Genomic DNA, 22,318 nt, shown 5'->3' with positions numbered 1-22,318 from the left:
ACCTAAATTTTTTTGATAATCGATCCAATCTATTGTTTGCGTGTCCAATGGGTGTTTCATAAGCCACCACCTGTACGCTCATCGGCCCAGTTGCACTCAACAACGGTGAGGCCATCGTGTTGGAAGCGGGACCACAAACGGTCGCCCAAGCTTTCTTTCAATTGCGCTTCAGTCCAGTTTGAAATTAGGACTGTTGGCTTTTTGGCGTCATAGCGGGAATACAAAACTTTGTGCACAAGCTGTAACCGGCTCTCATGCTGATCATGTAGGCCATACTCATCAATGATTAACAAATCGTAATCAGTGAACCGGAACACGGCGCTTGCTTCGCTGTCGTCAGTTTTAGTCCAGGCATTGGCTATCTCGTTTGCCATGTCTTCAGAAGTCGTATAACGGACATAGCTGCGTTGGTCTAAAATGTTGCGGGCAATCGCACAAGCCAGATGGGTTTTCCCGGTACCGGTACGACCAACCATAATCAAATTGCGCTTAATGCCGGCATTAAAATCTTTTGCGAATGCATGACATTGGCCTTTGGCATTCTTCTGGCCAATGTTCCCAACAGAATAATTTTTAAATCCGCTGCTCTCATGGCGATCCGGAAGCATTGCACCGGCGAAGTGTTTTTCCCGAACCATCTGGTTTACAGATTGGAAATGTTCATCCTGGGCGCGCTTGTATGCGTTCATAGCGCATGTTTTACAGAAATCACGTCCGCTGACGCTGATCATTCGCTCTTTGTGTATTTCACAAAAACGATTTGTACTTGTGATTTTCTGACTCAGTTGATTAGCAAATGCGTTCATAGCATGCTCCCGGTATCGATATCATCGACTGCAGGTGGGTAATCCTGTACATCACCCCATGCATCGTTGACGTTGCGGCCTGTATTCGATGGTTTCTGGGTTTTCGGTTTTACAGGTGCCTTAGGTTTCTTGAACTCATCAATCAACCAAGTAGCAAACTTGTATGTGCGCTGGTTATCAGTGAGATCCTTCTTGTCTTCCCAGTGGGCATTAAACTTTCCGAGATGAAAATCGTAATCAGGCATAGCGATTACTTGTTCAGCTTGAATACCCATGCTTTGGCGAATCACGTTCAACAGGGTTTCCGGATTTGGTACCCAAGAATTTTCCTGAGCCGGGTTTTCACCTGCGCCCTGTGTGTGTGTATTTATATTTGGTTCACGGTTATCGGTTATCGGTTTACGGTTAAGGTTTTTTTGGGTTTCACTTTCAGAACCCACAGAAACCGACTGGGTTTTTTCTGGGTTTTCAGATTCACCACTCTGGCTTTCGTTTTGGTTTTCGCTCGGTTTTGTTTTACGTGGACGGCCACCTTTTTTACCGTTTTCACGGTTTTTGTTGGCATTCTGGTGATATTCAGCAATTTCTGAATCACAACGTTTATTGTGAAAACCATCTTCCAGCTCAACAAAGAAGTCTTGAAGCACATTTAATACAGCTTCCCTTTCTTCTTGGGTTATTGCACGTAACCGACGAAAAACCGACTGGGTTTCTTTGGGTAATGGTTTTTCATTCAGGTAATAAAAGTCGATCGCACGGCGATAGAAGCACTCCTCCAATGGAGTTAAGTGCGCCGTATCAACCATGAAATCACTTATGTGATGAAGATATTTATACATTTACCTCACCGCCCTGGTCCTTCAATTGAATGAAGCGACCGAACATAATGATTTTGTCTGCCCGAAGTAGGCTGGCGATAATTAAACCGGCATTAACGTAACTGATCCGGTGAGCCCGGCTTAAATCCTCGACAAGCTCATCCTTTGTTACTGCAGCGTTGGCCTCATCCCGGTTTATCCGGCGCAGGTTTTCTTTCCGGATCTCCAAAAAGTCACTGAGTGTCCTTAAAGCCGGTTCATGCCAGGATTGGATTGCTTGTGTTTGTTTGTATTCAGGGAGTTTTGATGTATTCATGAAATTTCTCCCTGAGCCGAAAGCGCACGGTGGTAATGTCGTGATTCATCGCCCATGATTTTGCAATTCGGTGATACACGGGTATGTAGATATTTATCGTCTCCCATGTCATCAATAACTAAACAATGGTTGCACTGCTCATCTGTGAAGTGACTACATTTGCCAGCGCATGGGTGATTTGATATATTTGTCATGTGATTTAATCTCTCTGGTTAATGAACACTGCTTAAAGCTCGATCTTGCACATCGGGCTTTTTGCTTATCTGGAATACGGAAAAAATACTTTTTAGGAGATTTCTGTATTCACTTGAATTCGTTGTATTCTTTGATTTTTTCAGCGTTTCTAATGATGATTGGCCTAAATCAATTTGAAGTTTTAAATCTATGGCCTCTCTTACCCACTTAGCTCTATTGCCTCCCGCCAGATCATCTACTAACTGCTTTACCTCAACTGGTACGCGCGTTGTCAGTGGTTCCAATAGTTTTTCTCCTGGCTTAATGGTGCTATTTAGGTTTTGCATGATTGTTCCTGAGTTGAACTGGAAAAAGATTGGAACTCTTGAAGTGATGGGCATAAATCAGAGGCTTTGAATAAACCTTTTGTTTCTTTTTCAGCCCTGATTGCCACAAGTTCCGACATATTTTTAGTTTGTCTTACCCATCCAGAGACTGATGGTTGAGTGACTTTGAGAGCGTTAGCTGTGCTTTCCTGCCCCCCAAAGTAGTCAACTAAAGATTGATAAATGTTTTTTTGTGACTCTCTCATGGTTATATCTCGAGTGAAGATATAACCATAATATAACTATAGTTATTAATGGTCAATAACTATAGTTGTTTGATTACTTATAACCTAGGTTATATATTGGTTTTAAAATTGCGGTATATGGTTTATGACGACACTTAGAGAAAGATTGAAAGAATCTCGAAAGAGAGCGGGTAAGACACAAGCAGAGGTTGCGGAAGCTGTAAAAATGTCACAACCAGCTTATCAAGCTTTAGAGTCTGGCAAGAATCAGAAATCTTCTTATCTACCACAAATTGCGCAGTTTCTTGGTGTTGATATAATTTGGCTTCAAACTGGTGAAGATAAGATTCTGCCTGTCACCACTAAACAAACCAGAGATGAGGTTTACATCACCCCTGTAGAGTTTAGAACTGACTACGATAAAAAAAATACAGTCAAAATTCCTGTCCATAAAAATGTCAAAGCAGCTTGCGGAGATGGTATTGCTAATTTTTTAGAAGAAGTTACCGGTTATGTAGATATCGATCCTGACTTTCTAAAAATGGTAGGTATTAAATCAAAACCTGAGAAGCTTCGTATTATCTACTCGGCAGACTACAGCATGTGGCCTACAGTTCTCCCGGACAGCCCTCTATTTGTAGATATTACTCCGATCGATACATCAAACATGATCAATGGTGATGTGTATGTATTTCTCCACAATAGCTTCTTGAGAATGAAACGAGTATTCATCAGCTATGGAGATGAGAAAACCGTGCGCTTACAAAGTGACAATCCTGATAAAAACAAATATCCAGATGAGATCATCACAAAAGAGCAGCTTAATGAATTGAGTTTTGTTGGTCGATTAGAGTCTGCTCTGGTTAAACCATAATGAAGCCGTAAATCCTATAAATATTTAAAGGAATAGAATCATGATCGCAACACTTAACAAATCTAAAACAGCCCTTTCAATCAACAAACAAGAATTTAAAGCGGCGTTGTCCAAAATCGGTGATGGAATTGATAAGCAGATTGCATCATTAAAAAAAGCCAAACAGAGCTATGATGCCGCTGAAATGGCACAAGAAATCATTAATGAAGCAAATATCTTTGAAGCCATAATTGAGGGATTTAATGAGGCTGAAGGGACCAATCTAAAGGTGGCGGATATAAGCAATTTAGAGCAAGCACAGGGTTGGGTAGATGAATTTTTGGAAAAGTACTCAAACGTTTGAGATGTGTATTGAATAATAAAACTGTGAACCCGACACAGTCATTACAATGGTTCGGGTGGAGAAAAATGTGAAGCAAGAAACTAAAGAAGCTTTGGCTTTGGAGCTAACCAAAGCCGTTATTAACGAACGCTCTAAGCGTGAAAGTGCTTTTGATATCACAGATCCAGGATTATGGATCTATGAATATACAGATGCCCTTAAAAAGATTGATGAGGCACATGAGGAGCAAAAGGCTGATCAGATGCTGGATTTATGGCCTAAACTTAATCCATGATATTTGCCTTATAGCCATGTTTAATAAAGAACTTAGCCATGTGCTTCTCAAATTGAGGCACTTTGCTTTCACAAACATGCACCGTGATTTTCTTCACTTTATGCATATTAATAAATTCATCTGCAGCTTTTATATCTGCAATTCTTTGATGTATGTTCTTGTTTGAAAAATCGCTATCTTTTGGCTTTAGTAAATTAAACCGCGCTTCTTTTTTGGATTTATTACTCATAACAAACTCCATCTAACCCACCCCAGCGGTGGGTTTTCTTTTGTCTATTAAAACACAAATATAACTATAGAGATATTTTTATAACTATAATATTGACTATTAAAATAACTATAGTTATATTTGTAGCACGCACAGCAAAAAGCCCCGAACAATCTTGGCGGACTAGACGGGGCTTCTCACTACAATGAGGTCCATTATGGAACAAAACGTTTTAAATCACAACCGTAGCTACATATCTGGCAAGACTTTGCTTAAAGGATGTGCTGTAGCAGCAATCACTGCCGGTACTTTATCTGGTGCTTATGCTCTGGTTACCAAGCCGGTTGATATCGCCCCTGCCTTTAACTATGCCAATACACAATCTACATACGGCGTTTTAGCGGCTCAAATTACATCTGAAACAACCGGCCAGGCCGTTGTAAATCTGGACGGGTTCCGTGTGTACACAAGCTTTGATTTTGAGATCGTACCAGATGATAACGGTCAACTTGGTAGCAATGATGAAGCGGTATTTATCTATAACCTGGCTGTAGATCGGATTCTCACTGCCAATGGCGATGGTTATAACGATTTCACCAATGCTGACGACATCCGCAACATGATCTCAGTCATCACTGCCCACATTGAAAAAAACCGTATGGTTCGGGGGGGATCATGAGCATTACTAAATATACCACCCCATTCCGTGAATTCTTGTTTAAAGATGAGCAAGGCGTTTATCACGTTCGCCTTGGCTCAAAAATATTTATGGCCAAAGTTTCATTGAACTATACGCCGGATTTCGATAATGACTTTTTCGGCGGTGCACAGGAACTTGCATTCGACTGGTACTCAGTTCGAGTAAAGGATTCTAAGGACGCTGAACCCCGTCAAATCACCACGGATGAGCTGTCTATTCCTTGGGTTAAGCGTGAATTGAAGCGCGCTGTTAACGAACAACGTTCAAAAGAACGTAACGCACGTAACAGCCAAACATCACGCTACAGCGCTAACCAGCGCACCGCTTACCACAACGCACAGTCTAATTAAGGGGATTGTTATGTCACAACAACAAAATCAGTCTGCTGGATTGGATGTGTTAGGCACTATTCAGCAAGAATTAAAAGCGCCAAAGAGCAAATTCAACAAATTTGGTAAGTTTCATTACCGTAGTCTGGAAGATATCTTGGAAGGTGTAAAACCGCTCTTACAGAAATACGGCGCTACCCTTGTGGTGACTGATGAAGTGCAACAGATCGGGCCGGTTGTTGTGGTCACGGCTAAAGCTGTCTTTACCGATGATCAGGGTAAACAAACTGTGACAACTGCACATGCCGGTGTAGAACTCGATAAAAAAGGAATGGATGTGGCCCAGACTTTTGGGGCATCCAGCTCTTATGCGCGCAAATACGCTTTGAATGGCCTATTCCTGATTGATGATACTCAAGATGCTGATACAGAAGCGTATCAACAGCAAACTGGTGCACAGGGTCAGAACAACCAGCAAAGTAGAGGTCAGAACCAACAAAACGCGAATGGTCAGAACAACCAGCGTGGTAATTACCAGCAAAACCAAAATACTGCGGCACAGCAACAAAATCAGCCTGCTCAAAAGTCTATGGGACAGCGCTTTCAGGATGCATTAGTAGCTATCAGTAAGGCGAATAATCCTGCGACTTTAGAAAGAGCTTTGAGCACATTTAACGGCACTAATTTTTATGCCGGTATCAGAAAAGCATGCCAGGCGCGTGCCGACATGCAAGGCTGGGAATTACCGATGCCATCGCAGACTCAAACCCAACAAAATCAACAAATGCATCACTAGGATAAGGCTATGAATAATATTTTAAATGCTCAAGAAGCCTTTAATGCCATGATTGTAGGCAAGAACGTTTTAGCACGCTGTATTGCAAATAGTCAGGGCGAACACTTGGATTCAGAATTTGCTCCAATTTCAGATTATCCAGCAGATATATATGCAAAACCTCATATGGAGTTTTGCATTCAAATTGAAATGTTGGAAATGGCTGGTATTAAATTTACTAAGCCATGCACTATTGATGAGCTGAAAAAAGGCCAAGAGATCTATGTCTGTATTTTCCCTTATGCAGAAATTCACAAGGTCAAATTTGATCATACTTCTGCTGTACAGAACTTTGTACGTTGCGGTGTTGTACAACGGGATATGGAAAATGCAAAACTGCAGATGCAGGCCTATCACGCATTTTTGGGTTTAGATCTGGCACTGACGATCAATGACGTTCCTAGCACCGAGAAAAAACAGAAAGGTAAACGCCCAACTGCAAAGGAAATCGAAGCGCATAAAGATGTGATTCTTGATGCAATCGCTACTTGTGTCGATGCCAATGAAGTTGAAACAGTTTGTTCCGGTATTGAAAAGTACGGTTTTAATGATGATCAACTTCAAGCTATCAATGCTGCCAAGTGTGCAAAGTCAGAAACATTAGCTGCAAACGCTAATTATTGTCAATTAGCAGCTAATACACCACATCCAGAAGCACCAGAGATCATCAAACCGAATGATGGTGGCCATTACTTTGACCGGGTAAAAAAAGAAACTGCTGAATGGAATACGCAGCTGAAAGAATTGCTTGCAAGACTTCCTGAGACTAAAACACCTGAGGAAGCTAATGCCCTTGTCCGTTATACAAAGTCATGGACAGAGGAACAGCGTCAACCACTGTTACGCGCTATCAGCCGCCGCCTGCAGGAATTTCAAAACCCACAACCTAAGGCTGAACCATCACTGATGGTTAAGATCCAAACTGCACCGGATCTTACCACTTTGGATGCACTTGAGATCGATGTCGGCAGCCTAGACCCAGTCGTTCAGGCAGAAATGATGCGCATCGTAAATACCCGTCGCCTGCAGCTTGAAAGTGCAGTCAACGATGAGGGCCAGACTGCATGAAATTCAACTATTCCACTATCACCCGAACACTAACGGTGTTCGGGGGCAACATGACACACATTTTCGACAATGTGAATGAATCCGAAATTCTGGCCCACGTAGCCAATGCAAAGCTAAAAGAAGCGACCTGGAGAAAAAGAAAGTGAATACAGTACCTGAAAAATTGAATGCAATGAAACCCCAAGAACGTTGGGAATGGTTCGATCGACAAAAAGAAATTTTACGTGAAGCAGCAAAGTCAGGGACCAAAGTTGAACTTACGCCTGAACTGGCCGAAAGCTTCATGTACATGGCAGATATTGATCAACTGAAATACTGTGAAATGGTCACAATGCACCATAACGCTGTTGTTGTTGCTGCCAGCGCTCTTATTGAAAGTGATTTCGATAATGCCCGTGATTGGCTATTAAATCTTGTTGAGCAGGCAAACGAAGTTACATGGCAAATGTATACCAATGCTCAAGAATTTTATGATCGCAATCAGCTAAATTGGCCCGATTCAGCCGAAGATCATGAAAAAAATATTGCTCAGAGCAAACTGAAAGCCAAGGAAGACGCTGAAAAATTTGATGTGTGGTATGAGCAAAATATGAAACCACTTTTAAGCGGTGGTTCCGCCCCGGTAGACAATTCGGTTGTATTTCGTATGTCTGATATTGATCAAGCAATTAAGACCGGGAAAACAAAAGATTTAATTGAGCACCTGGAGGATATTATTGTCCAAAAAGCGCTACTGGCTGCCTACGGCAATCTAACCCGGGCAGCGGCAATGATTTCAATTAACCGGGGCACACTGGCCAAACGCAACAACCGTTACCTTCAAAAGAGGGCTGCAGCATGAATATTGAAAATGCAAAGATTGAATTTGATGGCGATGACATCTGGATTAATTGCAATCTTATTTCTAAGTGCGGTTGGGATGGTAAGTGGTTTGCTTTTCTTGGTGATGAGGAAAAGGAATTCGACACACTAGAAGAAGCTGCAAAATATTGTTTGGAGAAGGCTGATGTTTGATATTGAAAAAGAACGCGAGGCTTTTGAGGCCATTCCTGAAATTAACGATAAGTTGCATACAGTTTATTTTGATGAAACTTTTAATAATTATTTTGCAGCAATGGTAAATAGCGGGCCAACTGTGAAATATGTTCAGGGCGCTTGGATGGCATGGCAAGAGCAAGCCAAAAAGCTTGAAGGCTGCGTGGTGGTGCCTGTTGAGCTGAGTGAATCTATTGCAGAGAAGATGGCTTTAGATAAGGTTGAAAAGCCGCGAAAAGAAAATGATGCGGTTTGGCAGGAAATTGCAGATCAGGCCTATAAAGACAGCTTGCTTCAAAAGAAGTGGGAAATTATTCGTAATTATAAAGAGCTGGTAGAAGCAGCAAGGGGCGGAAAATGAGAAAAGTTAACGTGGATTGGCTTGGTAGTTGTCCTCGTTGTGGGTGCAATAAAGCAATCGTCGAAACTGAAATGGGTAATGAGAAGTTTTTATATGAAGACGACATTATTAAGTGTAATGAATGTGGTCTAAAGGGCGTAGTTGAAGTGACAGATGATTACGCTGATGATTGTGTCGCCTCTGCAAATTGGGAGGAATCTTAAATGGGTGCAGCAAAAAAAATTGATGATCCTGTTGATATTGGCTTCTTATTGATGCTCAAGTACAAAAAGCCAGTGGTATCTCTTGAAGAGTTGCTGCCTGACTACTTGCCACACCTTACTTTAGAGCAGGCAAATAAACGGGCAAATAAATGCAATCTGCCTTTCCCTGCTTTTAAAAGTGATGGTGTAAAGTCCCCTTTTTATGTCAACCTTTCTGATGTCGTTTTGTGGTTGCAATCACAGCAGGAAAAGGCTAAAAAGGACTGGGCTGCCATGCATGGCTAAATTTGTAAGTTATTGAATTAAATATCGTGTGGCTGCACCGTATTTGCACCTTGCACCACACGAAATAACATAAACCTATGATTTAAATAATAATTACAAAACAATCAAACCCACCGGCCATAGGGGCAACAATCAAATTATTTGACAGTTGATAGGAACCAATATACATATATTTTCTTACAATTTCTGATCAACATAGTATACTTCATTCGCCCGTTCGGCTCATCTTTTTGTGCGGTGTTGTCTTCATTATGAACAAATCGGTTTCGACTCGTCCCCTCCTTAAAACCTTTAGCCTGCTGGCAATCAGCGTAAGCTTAACCGCTTGTGGCGACAACGCTTGGTGGTCAAATGGCAGAGAACCTGAAATGAAGGCAGAACAGATCAAAAAGGTTCTTCCACCACGGGTGAATGACCGCCAATCATGGTCACAAGATATCTTTGATATCATGCAACAGTTAAGTATTCCCAAGACCAAGCAAAATGTATGTAGCATTGTCGCTGTGGTCGATCAGGAGTCCAACTTTGTTGCTGACCCCGCTGTACCCGGCCTGGGTGAAAAAGCAGTTCAGGAAATCAATACCCGCCTCAAGGAAAAATTTGAAGCCAAGCTGGGTGAAACCATTGGTGGCACGGTGGCAGGCTATTTTGAAGATGTTTTAAGAAACCAGCCTTCGCCAGAAAATAATTATATGAGCCAGATGCGCAAGGTAAAAACCGAACGTGAGCTGGACCTGCTTTATCGTGAAATTTTTGATTATATGTCCAAGCATTATCATGTCAGTGCCTTGACTGGTGCAGCCAAACTGGTTGGACAGGATATTGGCGAGAAAATGAACCCGATTACAACTCTGGGTTCAATGCAGGTCCATATCAACTACGCCAAAGAGCATAAACGCCAAAGCGGCAATATGGCAGAGTTACGCGATGACCTGTATACCCAATACGGCGGCTTATATTATGGTATTCATCGCCTGATGGAATATTCAGCAGATTATGACAAAGCCATTTATCGTTTTGCAGATTATAACTCGGGTATGTACTCCAGCCGTAATGCTGCATTTCAAAAGATGCTGGAAGTGATACAGGGTAAAGATCTGGATCTCGATGGAGATTTATTACTTTATAACAAGGATGGCAGCCCGCAATCGGCACTGAGCCAGTCCGAAAAAGAGATTATTTCGGCATTTACCAACAATAAAATACTGGTTACACCACGTCAAATCCGTGCAGACTTAAAGAAAGAAAAACAGAAAAAGTTTGAAGACACCCAGACCTATCTGGCTGTGCAAAAACTCTATCAAACTAAAACCAATAAAGCACCGATTTATGCAATCATGCCTGAGGTCATCATTTCAGGCCCGAAACTGAGCCGGGATTACAATACCAACTGGTTCGCAAGTCGTGTAAATGGACGATATGAAACATGCATGCAAAGAGCAAAGAACATCAAGCTTTAAACCTTGCCCTGTTTGATTTTGACGGGACACTGTATCCAAAAGACAGTTTTACCGGATTTATTTTCTTTGCATTAACAAAACGTCATATTGTGAAACGAGGCCTGAAAATCCTGCCGTGGATACAGGCCTACTATTTACGCCTCTACCCTGCACATGCCATGCGACCACGCCTGTTTGCAACCATGTTTAAAGGCATGCCAGTTGAGGTTGTAGAAAAACTGGCGCAGCAATATGCCCAGAAATTGTTAAAAAAATTGGATCCCGATTTATTTAGGCAATTGCGGCAGCATCAGCAACGTGGTGATCAGGTGGTGCTCGTCTCCGCCTCGGTTGACCTCTATCTGGTTCCAATCTGTGAAGTACTCAAGATTGATTTAATCTGCACCCGGACAGAAATAAAAAACGGGGTATTCACCGGAAAATATTACTCGGCAGACTGTAGCTCTGAACAGAAAAAACTGCGTATTTTAGAAAAATATCAGTTAGACGATTATGACGCAATTTATGCCTATGGCAATAGTGAAGAAGATTTAGACATGCTTTCACTGGCCGATTATCCATACATGATGGGCGAGCAAAAAGGTCTCCCTGTACTGCAGATGCCCCGCAAAAAACAGCAGCAATAAAAAAGCCCGCCTAAAGCGAGCTTTTTTATGGGTGACAATTTAATAAATGGCCATATGGTCCCGATGAATCATTTCCAGTGAACGTGCTTCACCAAGTACCTGATAGACTTTTTCTGATGATAAACCCTTGATCATTTCTGCCGAACGTGAACTGAAATTGACACGCCCAACCGCAATACGGCTACCGTTTCTATCCACACATTCCACCACATCACCACGATCAAAATGACCTTCAATCGCTTTTACGCCGACCGGTAACAAACTACGATGCTTGCGCTTGATCGCTTCAACCGCACCATCATCAATCACCAAACGCCCTGCTGTCTGTAAATGCGCTGCCAGCCATTGTTGATGTGCCGTGACACGGTCGTTATCGGTGGTAAATAAGGTACCCAACATCTCGCCCGCCATTAAGCGTGCAAGAACATTGTCACTTTCACCACTGGCAATCAACGTTGGACAACCTGATCGTGCTGCGAGACGCGCAGCACGAACCTTGGTCACCATACCGCCACGACCCAGCACACCGCCGCCGCCTGCCATTTCAAACAGGCTATCATCCAGTGCCCGAACGGCTGAAAACAGCTTGGCATTCGGGTTACTGCGCGGATCAGAGTCAAACATCCCCTGCTGGTCTGTCAGGATAATAAGCAATTCTGCATGTACCTGACCTGCAACCATGGCCGCCAAGGTATCGTTATCGCCAAAACGGATTTCGTCAGTCGATACCGTATCGTTTTCATTAATTACCGGAATAACCCGCCAGTCAATCAGGTTCTGCAATGCATCACATGAGTTGAGATAACGGCGACGATCTGCCAGATCGTCATGCGTCAGCAAAACCTGTGCAGTCTGGATGCCATGTTGATCCAGTACGCTTGACCAGGTATGAATCAGGCCCATTTGGCCGATGGCCGCACATGCCTGTAAACTGGGTAAATCAGTGGGTCGACTCGCAAGTTTCATGCGTACCATCCCTTCTGCAACCGCACCTGATGACACCAGAATAATCTCGTGTCCGGCATTGTGTAGATCTGCAATCTGTTTCGCCCAGTGCGAAATTGCATTTAAATCCAGACCTTGCCCGTTTGCGGTGAGTAAAGATGATCCGATTTTAACAACGATTCGTTTACACGCATTGAGCTGACGTTGCCCATCGACCACTTCTATCATTTTTCCCTCGGTTCACTAGTCACGAACGTAGATACTTTCCACGCCGCCTTCATCCTCATCGTCATCAAAGTCTTCATCATCGTCCAGACCTGCTTCACGCTGAGCTTTACGCATGGCACGATATGCTTCTTTTGCTGCGATGGTTTGTTCACGTGTCTCAGCTTCAAGCTGCTCACGGAATGCTTTCACTTCTGCTGCGTACTCCGGATCTTCAAGCTCGCGTTCACGTTGCTGCTCAATTTGATCCATGAGATAGTACACGACCTCTTTTGTCCCTTCAGACATCAGGCCAGAGGTCTTAAATACCGGACCTTTCCATTGCAGTTCATCCAGAATGTGCTGACACCATTCATCCTTGGATTCTTCAGGAAGCTGGTCCAGTTTGTTCAATACCAATACCACCGGAAGTTTTGCCAATGTTGGAGAGAACTTCTCCAGCTCGGCAAAAATCGCCCGCGCATTGTGTGCCGGATCAGAACCATCAATCGGCTGTACATCAACAATATGTAACAGGATACGGGTACGTGCCAAATGCTTCAGGAAGCGAATCCCGAGCCCAGCGCCTTCTGCTGCCCCTTCGATCAGGCCCGGAATATCTGCCATGACGAACGAACGGTGACGGTCGGCATCGACCACACCCAGATTTGGTACCATGGTGGTAAACGGATAGTCTGCAACCTTTGGCTTTGCCGCACTCACAGCACGAATAAACGTCGATTTACCGGCATTTGGCATACCTAACAGGCCGACATCTGCAAGCACTTTCAGCTCCAGACGGACTTCGCGATATTCACCCTTCACCCCGTGTGTACATTTACGCGGTGCACGGTTGGTTGATGATTTAAAATGTGTATTGCCTAAGCCACCATCACCACCATTGGCAACCTTAACACGCTGGCCATCAGCCACCAGGTCACCAATAATGTCGCCAGATTCGGTATCAACAATGGTTGTACCCACTGGCACTTTTAAAATAACGTCTTCACCGCCACGGCCAGAACAGTTTGCACCTGAACCGTTTTTACCGCGTTCTGCACGATAACGACGGGTATAACGGTAATCTACCAGTGTGCTGGTATCATCATCGGCTTGGATGTAAATACTTCCGCCACGTCCCCCGTCACCCCCATCCGGGCCACCAAAAGGGACAAATTTTTCACGGCGAAAACTGGCTACGCCATTGCCACCGTCGCCAGCCTCTACGGTAATGACTGCTTCATCAACAAAGCGCATGTGCCAATCCTCTAAATTCTTTAAAACGGGGTATTTTGCCACATTTTAAGAAAATTCTCGAATAGAAAAATCAGCAATTTGATTTTTTTGGAATTATTCTTGGTTCAACAGGCAAATTGAGTCATTCAGCCGTGGGAAATGGGCATTTTGACAGACTCGGCTGTACAGCATTACCTTTTATTTATTTGCTGCATGAACACAATACCGTTTACGGTTTTACATTTTTTAAGGGTAAATCCATCTGCATATCCAGATTGGCTTTGGTCTGCTGAACCGAGTTATACATTACGGCATCAAAAGACGAGATTTTGCTCATATTGATAGCATCATTCATATAAAAGCTGGGTTTAAACTGATGCTTCACCGGTAAAGCAATCGTTTCATCAAAAGCAAAATGCACCGGGCCATCAAATACAATTTTTACGGGAACGGTATAGGTTCGTTTTAATTGGAACGGGATATCCAGCTTGACTGGAATATTCAGGCTCAAGGGAAATTTTGGCAATAATTTATTCTGATAGATCAGATCGGTACTGGTTTCTATCGGCACAACCTCGTCAACCTTGAGAATGGTTTCATAGTTAATATCGACGGTAATCGGGGTTTCCACTTCAAAGCTGAGATCGGCAAGGTATTTTCCGGTTAAAGGCAAGCTCAAACTACGATCAATATCCAGCACCGTATTCAACTGGCCTTGAGACTTGACCCGCAGATGGTCTCCCACCTGAATCTTGGTGCCTAATGATTCAGGCAGGCGAATATCAGCCTGCTGTGCTGAAACAACCAAAGAGGCCTGAATATTCAGATATAGCCAAAACAGGATGGCCACCAAGGTAGTCACGATCACAAAACTGATCAGCATACTTTTTAGTGACTTGGTGATATCCATCACTCACCCACCTTGATATCGGCTGGTGACGCTGGCTCATCTGCAGGCTGGGTTTTTACGCGGTTCAGATACATACTGGATAAAGGAATCTTGAGTTCACCCTGAGCAATTTTCACCGGCAAGGTATTTTTAACATCAACAGAAGCATTGAGTTCAGAAGTAATCGGTACATTTAAATTCCCCTGAATCGGAATATTGGCATCCAGCTGGGCCTTTAGCGGAATATTCAGATTTTCCTTGAGCACGGTACGAACCGGCGCATCAAACTTCAAATGAACCTTTTGCTGTAACGGCACCTGAATATCAATCGGTACATCGAGTTGCAACGGAATCGAACCTTTTAACGGTAGCGAGACATCCTTACCCAGTATTCTGACCTGCACCTTGGTATCAATCGGCAAGCTCTGATTCACCTTGATGGTTTCCTTGACAGGAATGCTGGTGCTAATGGGAACCAGATTGTCAAAATAAACCCGTGGTGTCAGGGTTTGGGTCAGTGGAACATTCAGTTGCTCGTTGATCGGAATTTTGGCATCAACACGGCCATTTACATCAACATTCAGGGCATCCTTTACTTTGACGCGAACCTGCAGAGGTTCCTGCAAGTCAATTGCAACATCCTGATTCTTTAAGGGAATATAAATATTGAAATGCTTGAATACCCACATTGCAATATACACCCCACACAGATTGGCGACCACAATCAGGGCAAATACCACAAATAAACGTCTGAACTGCAACAATGATCTATCCCTTATTTAATTATTTCCCTTTTCCATCATTCTCATCGATTTTTATGTTTTATTCAGCATATATTCTGTACAGTCATTAAAAAAGCCCGGCTAAGAACCGAGCTTTTTTATTTGCGTTGCAAACAAATTATGCATTTGTTTCAGCAGGAACTTTTGCGTAGCTTACACCACACATCTGTTCAGCAATACGTAATACCTGACAGCTATAACCTACTTCGTTATCGTACCAGACATAAGCCGTTAAGCGGTTACCTGAAGTGATGGTCGCTTGTGCATCGAATACACCGGCAGTACGCGAACCGATAAAGTCACTTGAAACCACTTCGCTCGAGTTGGTATAACCGATTTGACCCTGTAACTTCGAGTTAATCGAGATCAGGCGAATGTACTCGTTTACTTCTTCACGATCAATCTCTTTATCCAAAGTCAGGTTCAAGATCGCAAGAGAAACGTTTGGTGTCGGAACACGTACAGAGTTACCGGTTAACTTGCCTTTAAGCGCAGGCAATGCCTTGGCTACAGCTTTTGCAGCACCAGTTTCTGTAATCACCATGTTCAAGGTCGCAGCACGGCCACGACGGTCTGCTTTATGGTAGTTATCAATCAGGTTCTGGTCATTTGTGAATGAGTGAACTGTTTCAACGTGACCATTCAATACCTTGTATTTGTCATCAAGTACTTTTAATACAGGTGTAATCGCATTGGTTGTACAGCTTGCTGCAGAGATGATTTTGTCTTCATCAAGAATGTCTGCCTGGTTTACACCAAACACGACGTTTTTCATGTCACCCTTACCTGGTGCAGTAAGTACCACACGGGCAACACCAGCGCAGTTCAGGTGCTGGCTCAAACCATCTACATCACGCCATTTACCGGTATTGTCAATTAAAAGCGCATTTTCAATACCATAAGCAGTGTAGTCCACTTCGCTCGGGTTTGACGCATAGATCACTTTAATGAACTGGCCATTTGCAATGATTGCTTCGTTTTCTTCATCGACAGAAATCGTGCCGTCAAAAGTACCGTGAATAGAGTCACGACGTAATAAAGAAGCACGTTTTGCCAAATCACCATCTGATGATTTACGCACAACGATTGCTTTAAGGCTTAAGCCACGACCCAAACCAGACTGGCTGATAATCAAGCGAGCCAGGATACGACCGATACGGCCAAAACCGTAAAGTACGACATCTTTCGGTGCAGCAGTTGCAGCATTGCCCTGAATCGAAGTAACGGCCTGAGCAACAAAAGCGTCAACATCACCGCCTTGTTTTTTATATTCAACAGCAAGCTTACCGATATCCACTTCAGCCGAACCGATATTGTCAACTTTCATTAACGCTTCCAGAATCGGGAAGGTGTTAACCACAGAAAGTTCCACATCAAGCATACGGGTACGACGGTGGGTTTTTAAAATCTGGATCACTGAGCGGTTAATTAAAGAACGACCGTAAACAGAAACAACAATATTTTTCTCACGGTACAATTGACCAATCAGGGTAATCATACGTTCCGCGATTTCTTCACGGTTTTTCCAACGACCTTGGTGTTCTGCGTGTAAGGCAATGATTGTTTCTTTGCTCACAGTGACGTCCTCTAATTTATATATACTGGGCGTGAATTTTTAAAACGCCATTATTGTAATGGAATTATCATCAAGATTGAATCAAAAGCTGTTAAACGAGCTAAGATTTTGACCTAATTGACTATAAATTCATAAAATACCTATAATTATTTTTGTGAATTTTGGTAAAAATCTTTTTTTATCATCAAAATAGCTGTGATGGCTGTCACACCCATAACAATTTTATTGATAACCCCGGCCATTTTTCAGGCATTTTCATCCCGATCGACACGCTTGCCATATTGTTTCAGGTTGAGCTCCAAATGCCGTTTGCGCTGTCTTTGCTGATATACATGCACTGCCCCTTCAAGCACCAGCACCAGCACCGCCAGCCAGATCGGAATATAGGTCAGCCATTCTTCAGTACCAATTTTTTCTCCCATCAACAACGAGGCAAGTGCCAGCAATACAGGCTCCAGATAACCAAGCAAACCAAAAATAATCAGGGGCAAATACCGGCTGGCAAGAATATAACTTCCCAGACCAACCGCACTTAATACTCCTAGCCCGATGACAACAAAAATCAGTGTCGGCTGTTCCAGAAACTTCACTAAAGGCAAATCACCAGTCTGGGTAAATACAACAGCAACGGGAAGGATCAGTAAAAGATCCCACCAGAACCCACCTAAATGATCAGTCTGCAGTTTTTTACGCAGAATGAAATAGGCAGCATAACCAAGAGCAACAAACACGGTTTCCCAGGCAATGCTGCCCAAGCGCCAGATTTCATGCCCTACACCGAAGACCGCGAGCAATACTGCAAGCGTCTGTAGTCTTGATAAGGTCTCGCCATACAAAAAACGTCCGGCAAGCACCAACACAAGGGGCAGCAGAAAGTATCCCAACGACACTTGCAGGCCACGGCCATGCATGGGTGCCCACAGGAATAACCACAACTGCGCTGAAGTCAGCACCGAAGTCATCATTAAAAATGGCAATAATAAGGGTTTGCCCAGAATTCTTTTAAAAATAGTGCTGATCAGGCCTAGATCACCACTCAACCACATAAACAGGGTTAAAAAAGGCAAAGTTGCAATAATGCGCCAGCCAAATGTCTGTTCACTGTCCAGTGTACCGAGCAACTGGGTATAAAAATACAGAACCCCAAAGGTTACAGAAGCCAAAACTGAATAAGCAACGCCTTTAAACACCTGAACCTCTGTTTTTAAAAATTAAAAAATATGTGATTTATCCACTATATAAAAATAAAAAAAACCATGCATGCATGGTTTTTATACAAGTATATCTTATTTTAACGGTGTTCAGGGTAAATCATGTCACTAATGTTATAGCCCAGTGATTTGGCATAATTTAAATATTCATGAATGGTTTCTTTATGCGGATGCGGGGTACGGGACAAGACCCATAAATATTTGCGACCCGGCTCTCCGACCAGAACAGTCTGATAGTCGCTATCCAGTTTCAGAATCCAGTAATCACCTCGCGCCATAGGCACCCAGCGCACGACTTCAGGCAAGAAACTGACGCGTAACTTGGTATTAAACGGTGCATTGGCGACAAAGGCTTCACCAATGCTTTGCTGCAGATTTCCCTCATCGTCATAGCATTTGTTATCAACCACAATATTGCCATTTTCATTTAAGGTATAAGTCGCGGTAATGTTATAAACACACTTACGCTCAAAGAACATCGGCTTTCGGGCAACCTCATACCAGACTCCCAGATATTTATCGAGCTCTACCTTTTCAACCGTTGGCAAAGGCTTGGCCTGAGCATAAGCAATGGTGCCAACAGCCAACCCGGTTAAAACCACCCCACCCACGGCAATCTTTGCCAAACGCCAACTTGCTTTCGGGAAATTTTTAATCAATGGCATGAGAAATCCTCATAACTGAATTTGTTATCAATAGTCATATACTTAGCTAATCAAAATAGCCTATTTAATAAACAAAAACTGTTGCGATATGTATCGCTTTTGAGGACTTCTCTGTTGGCTTATGATTGCAACATGTGTGCTTTCAGACGCACAATTTCGTCACGTAGCCGTGCCGCCTGTTCAAACTGTAACTCTTTGGAAGCTTTCAACATCTCTTTCTCAAGCTTGCTGATATGCTTGGCAAACAGTTTCGGGTCAGATAAAAGATGTTGCTCATCAGCACTAATGCCCGCCGACTGTGTAATGACATTGTCATCAATTTCCTCATCCGTCAGCACCTCACCGGTATCGATTTCCTTGATAGCCTGACGGACTGCACTCCGTGGGGTAATGCCATGCGCCTCATTAAACTCGATCTGTTTATTACGGCGGCGCTCGGTTTCATCGATTGCCTTACGCATGGAATCGGTCATCCGGTCTGCATATAAAATCGCTTTACCTTTTACATTACGTGCTGCACGGCCAATGGTCTGGATCAGGGATCGCTCTGAACGCAGGAAACCTTCCTTATCGGCATCCAGAATCGCTACCAGAGACACCTCAGGCATATCCAGACCTTCACGTAACAGGTTAATCCCGACCAGTACATCATGCACACCGGTACGCAACTCATGGATAATCTTGACCCGTTCAACCGTATCAATATCGGAATGCAGATAGGCGACCTTGATACCATACTCTTTCAGGTATGATGTTAAATCCTCCGCCATACGTTTGGTCAAGGTAGTCACCAGCACCCGTTCATTCAGCTGTTTACGAATATTGATCTCGGACAAGACATCATCCACCTGTGTTAATACAGGACGTACCTCAATTTCCGGATCAATCAGGCCGGTCGGGCGAACCACCTGCTCCACAATCTGTTCAGACTTTTCAAGCTCGTACTGTGCTGGTGTTGCACTGACAAACACCGTGGCTGGAACAATCCGCTCCCACTCCTCAAATTTCATCGGACGGTTATCCAAGGCACTCGGTAAGCGGAAGCCATAATTCACCAGGTTTTCCTTGCGCGAACGGTCACCTTTATACATCGCCCCAATCTGTGGCACGGTCACATGCGATTCATCAATAATCAGCAAGGCATCTTCAGGCACATAATCAAATAGTGTCGGCGGTGCCTCACCTGCCGCACGGCCTGAAAGATGGCGGGAATAGTTCTCAATCCCGTTGGTATAACCGAGCTGCTGCATCATTTCCAGATCATAACGGGTACGCTGCTCTATGCGTTGTGCTTCCAGCAACTTGTCATGATCCTTGAAAAATTTTAGCTGGTCTTTCAGTTCATCCTTAATCGTATCAATGGCACGGGTTAAATGATCTTTCGGCGTTACGTAGTGACTTTTTGGATAAATGGTCACACGAGGGACTTTGCGGACCATTTTTCCGGTCAATGGATCAAACCAGCGGATCGAATCGACCTCATCATCAAATAATTCAACCCGGATTGCATCCTTATCCGATTCGGCAGGGAAAATATCAATGATTTCACCACGGATACGATAAGTACCACGCAAGAATTCCAGCTCATTCCGGGTGTATTGCATCTCTACCAGACGACGGATAATGTCATCCCGGCTCACCCGGTCACCCTGTACGATATGCAACAGCATTTGCATATAAGCATTGGGATCACCCAAACCATAAATGGCAGAAACCGAAGCCACAATAATGGCATCTCGACGCTCTAATAAGGCACGTGTTGCAGACAGGCGCATCTGGTCAATGTGATCATTGATCGCCGAATCCTTTTCGATAAAGGTATCGGAAGATGGTACATAGGCTTCTGGCTGGTAATAGTCATAGTAACTGACGAAATATTCCACCGCATTATTGGGAAAGAATGCCTTGAACTCGCCGTAGAGCTGGGCTGCAAGGGTTTTGTTATGCGCCATCACAATGGTCGGACGCTGGGTTTGGGCAATGACATTGGCCATGGTATAGGTTTTACCCGAACCGGTTACCCCGAGCAGTAACTGATTACGAAAACCCTGTTCAATACCTCTGACCAGTTTCTCAATGGCCTGAGGCTGATCGCCGGCAGGCTGATAGTTGGTGACTAACTCAAAAGGCTGGTTTTCGCTCACAGGCTCATTCCTACACTAAAACTTAATCTCTATTTATGGGGCAAAGCATGACTGATTTAAAGTGTTGCAACGATGATTTTATGAAATCTTTTGTGCGGTGCAATTTGGTAGATTTTGCTTGACCATCCGCCGAATCAACTGCAACATGAAGTCATACCCGATTTGAATGGTAAAAATATGTCTTACCAATATCACGATGAAACGATAGTCACAGAGCTCCCTGAAGATACGGTTTTTGTTTTTGGCAGTAATCTGGCGGGTATACATGACAGCGGCGCAGCACGTGTCGCAGCACAACATTTTGCAGCCGTCAACGGTGTTGGTCGTGGCTGGGCCGGGCAGAGTTTTGCCATTCCAACCTTAAATGAACACTTACAACAGATGCCCCTCGCCCAAATCGGGCATTATGTTGATGATTTTAAGGTCTATGCAAAAAATCATGCAAAGATGAAATACTTTCTGACCGCCTTGGGCTGTGGTATTGCAGGCTATAAAGTCTCGGAAATTGCCCCGTTATTTAAAGGCATCCATCATAATGTGATTTTTCCCGAATCATTCCGGCCTTATATCGAAGAAGATGCGGTTTCACAATTTCCCGATCTCACTGCCGCAACCGTACATGCCTTTATCAAGGATGAGGTGATTTTCTATTTCAATCATGGTTATGAATCTTTTGAAGAGGCACTGGATAAAACCACTTTAACGGCAGCTGAAAAAGCCATTGCACTGGTGGTTTTAAATGAAGAACTTTACCCACGAGACCGCTATGGGCGTGGCCGTGAACATGAAATCAACGATATTCTTGGCAAGCTCAACGGCAAGATTTTTAATTTTCATGACAATACTGAAGGGGCGATGATTTTTGTCAGCGTCATTATTGCCTTAATGGAACTTTACGATATTGATGAATATGATTTCATCAAACTGTGGCGCGGTGAACAGGAAATCCAGCATCCATTAAACCGCCATTAAATGTAAAAAAGCCAATCCGTCAGATTGGCTTTTTTATTAACGCTTGCCCATTGAGCGGCGTGTACCGCGAGGTGGCATCCAGGTGCGGTCTGCATACTGTTCAGGTTTTGGACGAACCTGATTGTGCGCAGCATCCTCGGAGGTCTCCTGAGCGGAAGGCATCGGAAATGGCAGTTTCACCAAAGCTTTTTTCGCCTTGGGCTGTTGAGTACTCATTGAAATTCTCTCGAAATCCAGATTTCTAGCCGCTATTGTAATGGATTTTGCCTGTTTTGATAAAAATAAAATATGTAAAAAAATAGAATATTGATGTGTCCTGCTTTTTCGTAACTTTTTTATTCGTTTAAGTCAAGTTTCGACCACAATAAGGCCTAATTAGGCTAAGATAAACTGCTTTTTATTTTTTAA

The 22,318-nt window shown here is 43.5% G+C and carries 30 protein-coding genes; 15 read left to right on the top strand and 15 right to left on the bottom strand.

Going from position 1 to position 22,318, the window contains the following annotated elements:
- Window positions 1-56 precede the first annotated feature (56 nt).
- The 5 genes from OC23_RS01625 to OC23_RS01605 all read right to left on the bottom strand — a co-directional run bounded on the left by OC23_RS01625 (window position 57) and on the right by OC23_RS01605 (window position 2,706).
- A complete protein-coding gene (locus tag OC23_RS01625) occupies window positions 57-806 on the bottom strand; it encodes an ATP-binding protein (RefSeq protein WP_038342281.1) in 750 nt (249 codons plus the stop codon).
- Window positions 803-1,645, bottom strand: a complete 843-nt coding sequence (locus OC23_RS01620; RefSeq protein ID WP_038342280.1) for a YdaU family protein — start codon at window positions 1,643-1,645, stop codon at window positions 803-805. Before OC23_RS01620 ends, OC23_RS01625 begins: the two co-directional genes overlap by 4 nt.
- On the bottom strand, window positions 1,638-1,940 hold the full coding sequence (locus OC23_RS01615; RefSeq protein ID WP_038342278.1) for a hypothetical protein: 303 nt from the start codon (window positions 1,938-1,940) through the stop codon (window positions 1,638-1,640). The genes OC23_RS01620 and OC23_RS01615 overlap by 8 nt, the downstream gene beginning before the upstream one ends.
- Window positions 1,941-2,152: 212 nt before the next feature.
- Entirely contained in the window at window positions 2,153-2,461 is a 309-nt protein-coding gene (locus tag OC23_RS01610; protein ID WP_038342277.1) for a hypothetical protein, read from the bottom strand.
- Complete coding sequence (locus OC23_RS01605) at window positions 2,449-2,706, bottom strand: Cro/CI family transcriptional regulator (protein WP_038342276.1); 258 nt, start codon at window positions 2,704-2,706, stop codon at window positions 2,449-2,451. The genes OC23_RS01610 and OC23_RS01605 overlap by 13 nt, the downstream gene beginning before the upstream one ends.
- A gap of 124 nt (window positions 2,707-2,830) precedes the next feature.
- Here OC23_RS01605 and OC23_RS01600 point away from each other — a divergent pair, with 124 nt between their 5' ends.
- The 3 genes from OC23_RS01600 (at window position 2,831) to OC23_RS01590 (ending at window position 4,176) form a co-directional block, all read left to right on the top strand.
- Complete coding sequence (locus tag OC23_RS01600; RefSeq protein ID WP_038342275.1) at window positions 2,831-3,559, top strand: XRE family transcriptional regulator; 729 nt, start codon at window positions 2,831-2,833, stop codon at window positions 3,557-3,559.
- 40 nt (window positions 3,560-3,599) lie between these two features.
- Window positions 3,600-3,902 (top strand): hypothetical protein, encoded by a 303-nt coding sequence (locus OC23_RS01595; protein ID WP_038342274.1) that lies wholly within the window; start codon window positions 3,600-3,602, stop codon window positions 3,900-3,902.
- 67 nt (window positions 3,903-3,969) lie between these two features.
- Window positions 3,970-4,176: a hypothetical protein gene (locus OC23_RS01590; protein ID WP_038342273.1), complete on the top strand. Its 207-nt coding sequence runs from the start codon at window positions 3,970-3,972 to the stop codon at window positions 4,174-4,176.
- Here the strand turns inward: OC23_RS01590 and OC23_RS01585 are convergent.
- A complete protein-coding gene (locus OC23_RS01585; protein ID WP_038342272.1) occupies window positions 4,166-4,405 on the bottom strand; it encodes a hypothetical protein in 240 nt (79 codons plus the stop codon). The two genes, OC23_RS01590 and OC23_RS01585, sit on opposite strands and share 11 nt — an antisense overlap.
- 196 nt (window positions 4,406-4,601) lie before the next feature.
- Between OC23_RS01585 and OC23_RS01580 the strand changes: the two genes are divergently transcribed.
- The 11 genes from OC23_RS01580 (at window position 4,602) to OC23_RS01535 (ending at window position 11,286) form a co-directional block, all read left to right on the top strand.
- Entirely contained in the window at window positions 4,602-5,063 is a 462-nt protein-coding gene (locus OC23_RS01580; RefSeq protein WP_038342271.1) for a hypothetical protein, read from the top strand.
- Window positions 5,060-5,434 carry a hypothetical protein gene (locus OC23_RS01575; protein ID WP_038342269.1) on the top strand — a complete coding sequence of 125 codons (375 nt, stop codon included), beginning with the start codon at window positions 5,060-5,062 and terminating at the stop codon, window positions 5,432-5,434. The genes OC23_RS01580 and OC23_RS01575 overlap by 4 nt, the downstream gene beginning before the upstream one ends.
- Window positions 5,435-5,444: 10 nt before the next feature.
- A complete protein-coding gene (locus tag OC23_RS01570; RefSeq protein ID WP_038342267.1) occupies window positions 5,445-6,209 on the top strand; it encodes an ERF family protein in 765 nt (254 codons plus the stop codon).
- A 9-nt stretch (window positions 6,210-6,218) separates the two neighbouring features.
- Window positions 6,219-7,316, top strand: a complete 1,098-nt coding sequence (locus tag OC23_RS01565; RefSeq protein WP_038342265.1) for a hypothetical protein — start codon at window positions 6,219-6,221, stop codon at window positions 7,314-7,316.
- Between the two features lie 142 nt (window positions 7,317-7,458).
- On the top strand, window positions 7,459-8,157 hold the full coding sequence (locus OC23_RS01560; RefSeq protein ID WP_038342264.1) for a helix-turn-helix domain-containing protein: 699 nt from the start codon (window positions 7,459-7,461) through the stop codon (window positions 8,155-8,157).
- Entirely contained in the window at window positions 8,154-8,330 is a 177-nt protein-coding gene (locus OC23_RS19235; protein WP_171194719.1) for a hypothetical protein, read from the top strand. Before OC23_RS01560 ends, OC23_RS19235 begins: the two co-directional genes overlap by 4 nt.
- Window positions 8,323-8,712, top strand: a complete 390-nt coding sequence (locus OC23_RS18535) for a hypothetical protein (RefSeq protein ID WP_052209126.1) — start codon at window positions 8,323-8,325, stop codon at window positions 8,710-8,712. The genes OC23_RS19235 and OC23_RS18535 overlap by 8 nt, the downstream gene beginning before the upstream one ends.
- Window positions 8,709-8,915 carry a hypothetical protein gene (locus OC23_RS01550; protein ID WP_038342263.1) on the top strand — a complete coding sequence of 69 codons (207 nt, stop codon included), beginning with the start codon at window positions 8,709-8,711 and terminating at the stop codon, window positions 8,913-8,915. Before OC23_RS18535 ends, OC23_RS01550 begins: the two co-directional genes overlap by 4 nt.
- Window positions 8,916-9,200: a pyocin activator PrtN family protein gene (locus tag OC23_RS01545; protein WP_038342262.1), complete on the top strand. Its 285-nt coding sequence runs from the start codon at window positions 8,916-8,918 to the stop codon at window positions 9,198-9,200.
- Between the two features lie 251 nt (window positions 9,201-9,451).
- Window positions 9,452-10,660 carry a DUF1615 family protein gene (locus OC23_RS01540; RefSeq protein WP_038342261.1) on the top strand — a complete coding sequence of 403 codons (1,209 nt, stop codon included), beginning with the start codon at window positions 9,452-9,454 and terminating at the stop codon, window positions 10,658-10,660.
- Window positions 10,627-11,286: an HAD-IB family hydrolase gene (locus OC23_RS01535; protein WP_038342260.1), complete on the top strand. Its 660-nt coding sequence runs from the start codon at window positions 10,627-10,629 to the stop codon at window positions 11,284-11,286. Before OC23_RS01540 ends, OC23_RS01535 begins: the two co-directional genes overlap by 34 nt.
- Before the next feature lie 39 nt (window positions 11,287-11,325).
- Here the strand turns inward: OC23_RS01535 and proB are convergent, their stop codons facing one another.
- The 8 genes from proB to uvrB form a co-directional block, all read right to left on the bottom strand.
- Entirely contained in the window at window positions 11,326-12,459 is a 1,134-nt protein-coding gene (proB, locus tag OC23_RS01530) for a glutamate 5-kinase (RefSeq protein ID WP_038342259.1), read from the bottom strand.
- A 15-nt stretch (window positions 12,460-12,474) separates the two neighbouring features.
- Entirely contained in the window at window positions 12,475-13,692 is a 1,218-nt protein-coding gene (gene cgtA, locus OC23_RS01525; protein WP_038342258.1) for an Obg family GTPase CgtA, read from the bottom strand.
- A gap of 208 nt (window positions 13,693-13,900) precedes the next feature.
- A complete protein-coding gene (locus tag OC23_RS01520; RefSeq protein WP_038342257.1) occupies window positions 13,901-14,581 on the bottom strand; it encodes a hypothetical protein in 681 nt (226 codons plus the stop codon).
- Window positions 14,581-15,324: a hypothetical protein gene (locus OC23_RS01515; protein WP_038342256.1), complete on the bottom strand. Its 744-nt coding sequence runs from the start codon at window positions 15,322-15,324 to the stop codon at window positions 14,581-14,583. The genes OC23_RS01520 and OC23_RS01515 overlap by 1 nt, the downstream gene beginning before the upstream one ends.
- Window positions 15,325-15,460: 136 nt before the next feature.
- Window positions 15,461-16,918 carry a glyceraldehyde-3-phosphate dehydrogenase gene (locus tag OC23_RS01510; protein WP_038342254.1) on the bottom strand — a complete coding sequence of 486 codons (1,458 nt, stop codon included), beginning with the start codon at window positions 16,916-16,918 and terminating at the stop codon, window positions 15,461-15,463.
- A gap of 245 nt (window positions 16,919-17,163) precedes the next feature.
- Window positions 17,164-18,108, bottom strand: a complete 945-nt coding sequence (gene rarD / locus OC23_RS01505; protein WP_038342252.1) for an EamA family transporter RarD — start codon at window positions 18,106-18,108, stop codon at window positions 17,164-17,166.
- A 101-nt stretch (window positions 18,109-18,209) separates the two neighbouring features.
- On the bottom strand, window positions 18,210-18,794 hold the full coding sequence (locus OC23_RS01500; protein WP_038342251.1) for a lipocalin family protein: 585 nt from the start codon (window positions 18,792-18,794) through the stop codon (window positions 18,210-18,212).
- A gap of 119 nt (window positions 18,795-18,913) precedes the next feature.
- On the bottom strand, window positions 18,914-20,938 hold the full coding sequence (gene uvrB / locus OC23_RS01495) for an excinuclease ABC subunit UvrB (protein ID WP_038342250.1): 2,025 nt from the start codon (window positions 20,936-20,938) through the stop codon (window positions 18,914-18,916).
- A gap of 177 nt (window positions 20,939-21,115) precedes the next feature.
- On the opposite strand from uvrB, the gene OC23_RS01490 reads away from it, so the two are divergent.
- Window positions 21,116-21,910 carry a hypothetical protein gene (locus tag OC23_RS01490; protein WP_038342587.1) on the top strand — a complete coding sequence of 265 codons (795 nt, stop codon included), beginning with the start codon at window positions 21,116-21,118 and terminating at the stop codon, window positions 21,908-21,910.
- A 36-nt stretch (window positions 21,911-21,946) separates the two neighbouring features.
- Here the strand turns inward: OC23_RS01490 and OC23_RS01485 are convergent, their stop codons facing one another.
- On the bottom strand, window positions 21,947-22,126 hold the full coding sequence (locus OC23_RS01485) for a hypothetical protein (RefSeq protein WP_038342249.1): 180 nt from the start codon (window positions 22,124-22,126) through the stop codon (window positions 21,947-21,949).
- Window positions 22,127-22,318: the final 192 nt, after the last annotated feature.

This window comes from Acinetobacter sp. A47 (assembly GCF_000805455.1).
Classification (GTDB): Bacteria; Pseudomonadota; Gammaproteobacteria; order Pseudomonadales; family Moraxellaceae; genus Acinetobacter.
This window is presented reverse-complemented; position numbering and strand designations above follow the sequence as displayed.

Bases quoted from the DNA above. Each gene is read 5' to 3' on its own strand.
- OC23_RS19235 (WP_171194719.1), top strand. From the start codon at position 8,154: ATGAATATTGAAAATGCAAAGATTGAATTTGATGGCGATGACATCTGG.
- OC23_RS01605 (WP_038342276.1), bottom strand. From the start codon at position 2,706: ATGAGAGAGTCACAAAAAAACATTTATCAATCTTTAGTTGACTACTTT.
- OC23_RS01570 (WP_038342267.1), top strand. From the start codon at position 5,445: ATGTCACAACAACAAAATCAGTCTGCTGGATTGGATGTGTTAGGCACT.
- OC23_RS01615 (WP_038342278.1), bottom strand. From the start codon at position 1,940: ATGAATACATCAAAACTCCCTGAATACAAACAAACACAAGCAATCCAA.
- OC23_RS01620 (WP_038342280.1), bottom strand. From the start codon at position 1,645: ATGTATAAATATCTTCATCACATAAGTGATTTCATGGTTGATACGGCG.
- OC23_RS01600 (WP_038342275.1), top strand. From the start codon at position 2,831: ATGACGACACTTAGAGAAAGATTGAAAGAATCTCGAAAGAGAGCGGGT.
- OC23_RS01565 (WP_038342265.1), top strand. From the start codon at position 6,219: ATGAATAATATTTTAAATGCTCAAGAAGCCTTTAATGCCATGATTGTA.
- OC23_RS01595 (WP_038342274.1), top strand. From the start codon at position 3,600: ATGATCGCAACACTTAACAAATCTAAAACAGCCCTTTCAATCAACAAA.
- OC23_RS01545 (WP_038342262.1), top strand. From the start codon at position 8,916: ATGGGTGCAGCAAAAAAAATTGATGATCCTGTTGATATTGGCTTCTTA.
- OC23_RS01550 (WP_038342263.1), top strand. From the start codon at position 8,709: ATGAGAAAAGTTAACGTGGATTGGCTTGGTAGTTGTCCTCGTTGTGGG.
- OC23_RS01625 (WP_038342281.1), bottom strand. From the start codon at position 806: ATGAACGCATTTGCTAATCAACTGAGTCAGAAAATCACAAGTACAAAT.
- OC23_RS01585 (WP_038342272.1), bottom strand. From the start codon at position 4,405: ATGAGTAATAAATCCAAAAAAGAAGCGCGGTTTAATTTACTAAAGCCA.
- OC23_RS01500 (WP_038342251.1), bottom strand. From the start codon at position 18,794: ATGCCATTGATTAAAAATTTCCCGAAAGCAAGTTGGCGTTTGGCAAAG.
- cgtA (WP_038342258.1), bottom strand. From the start codon at position 13,692: ATGCGCTTTGTTGATGAAGCAGTCATTACCGTAGAGGCTGGCGACGGT.
- OC23_RS01575 (WP_038342269.1), top strand. From the start codon at position 5,060: ATGAGCATTACTAAATATACCACCCCATTCCGTGAATTCTTGTTTAAA.
- OC23_RS01535 (WP_038342260.1), top strand. From the start codon at position 10,627: ATGCATGCAAAGAGCAAAGAACATCAAGCTTTAAACCTTGCCCTGTTT.
- OC23_RS18535 (WP_052209126.1), top strand. From the start codon at position 8,323: ATGTTTGATATTGAAAAAGAACGCGAGGCTTTTGAGGCCATTCCTGAA.
- OC23_RS01485 (WP_038342249.1), bottom strand. From the start codon at position 22,126: ATGAGTACTCAACAGCCCAAGGCGAAAAAAGCTTTGGTGAAACTGCCA.
- OC23_RS01540 (WP_038342261.1), top strand. From the start codon at position 9,452: ATGAACAAATCGGTTTCGACTCGTCCCCTCCTTAAAACCTTTAGCCTG.
- OC23_RS01490 (WP_038342587.1), top strand. From the start codon at position 21,116: ATGTCTTACCAATATCACGATGAAACGATAGTCACAGAGCTCCCTGAA.
- OC23_RS01610 (WP_038342277.1), bottom strand. From the start codon at position 2,461: ATGCAAAACCTAAATAGCACCATTAAGCCAGGAGAAAAACTATTGGAA.
- proB (WP_038342259.1), bottom strand. From the start codon at position 12,459: ATGATAGAAGTGGTCGATGGGCAACGTCAGCTCAATGCGTGTAAACGA.
- OC23_RS01520 (WP_038342257.1), bottom strand. From the start codon at position 14,581: ATGGATATCACCAAGTCACTAAAAAGTATGCTGATCAGTTTTGTGATC.
- OC23_RS01580 (WP_038342271.1), top strand. From the start codon at position 4,602: ATGGAACAAAACGTTTTAAATCACAACCGTAGCTACATATCTGGCAAG.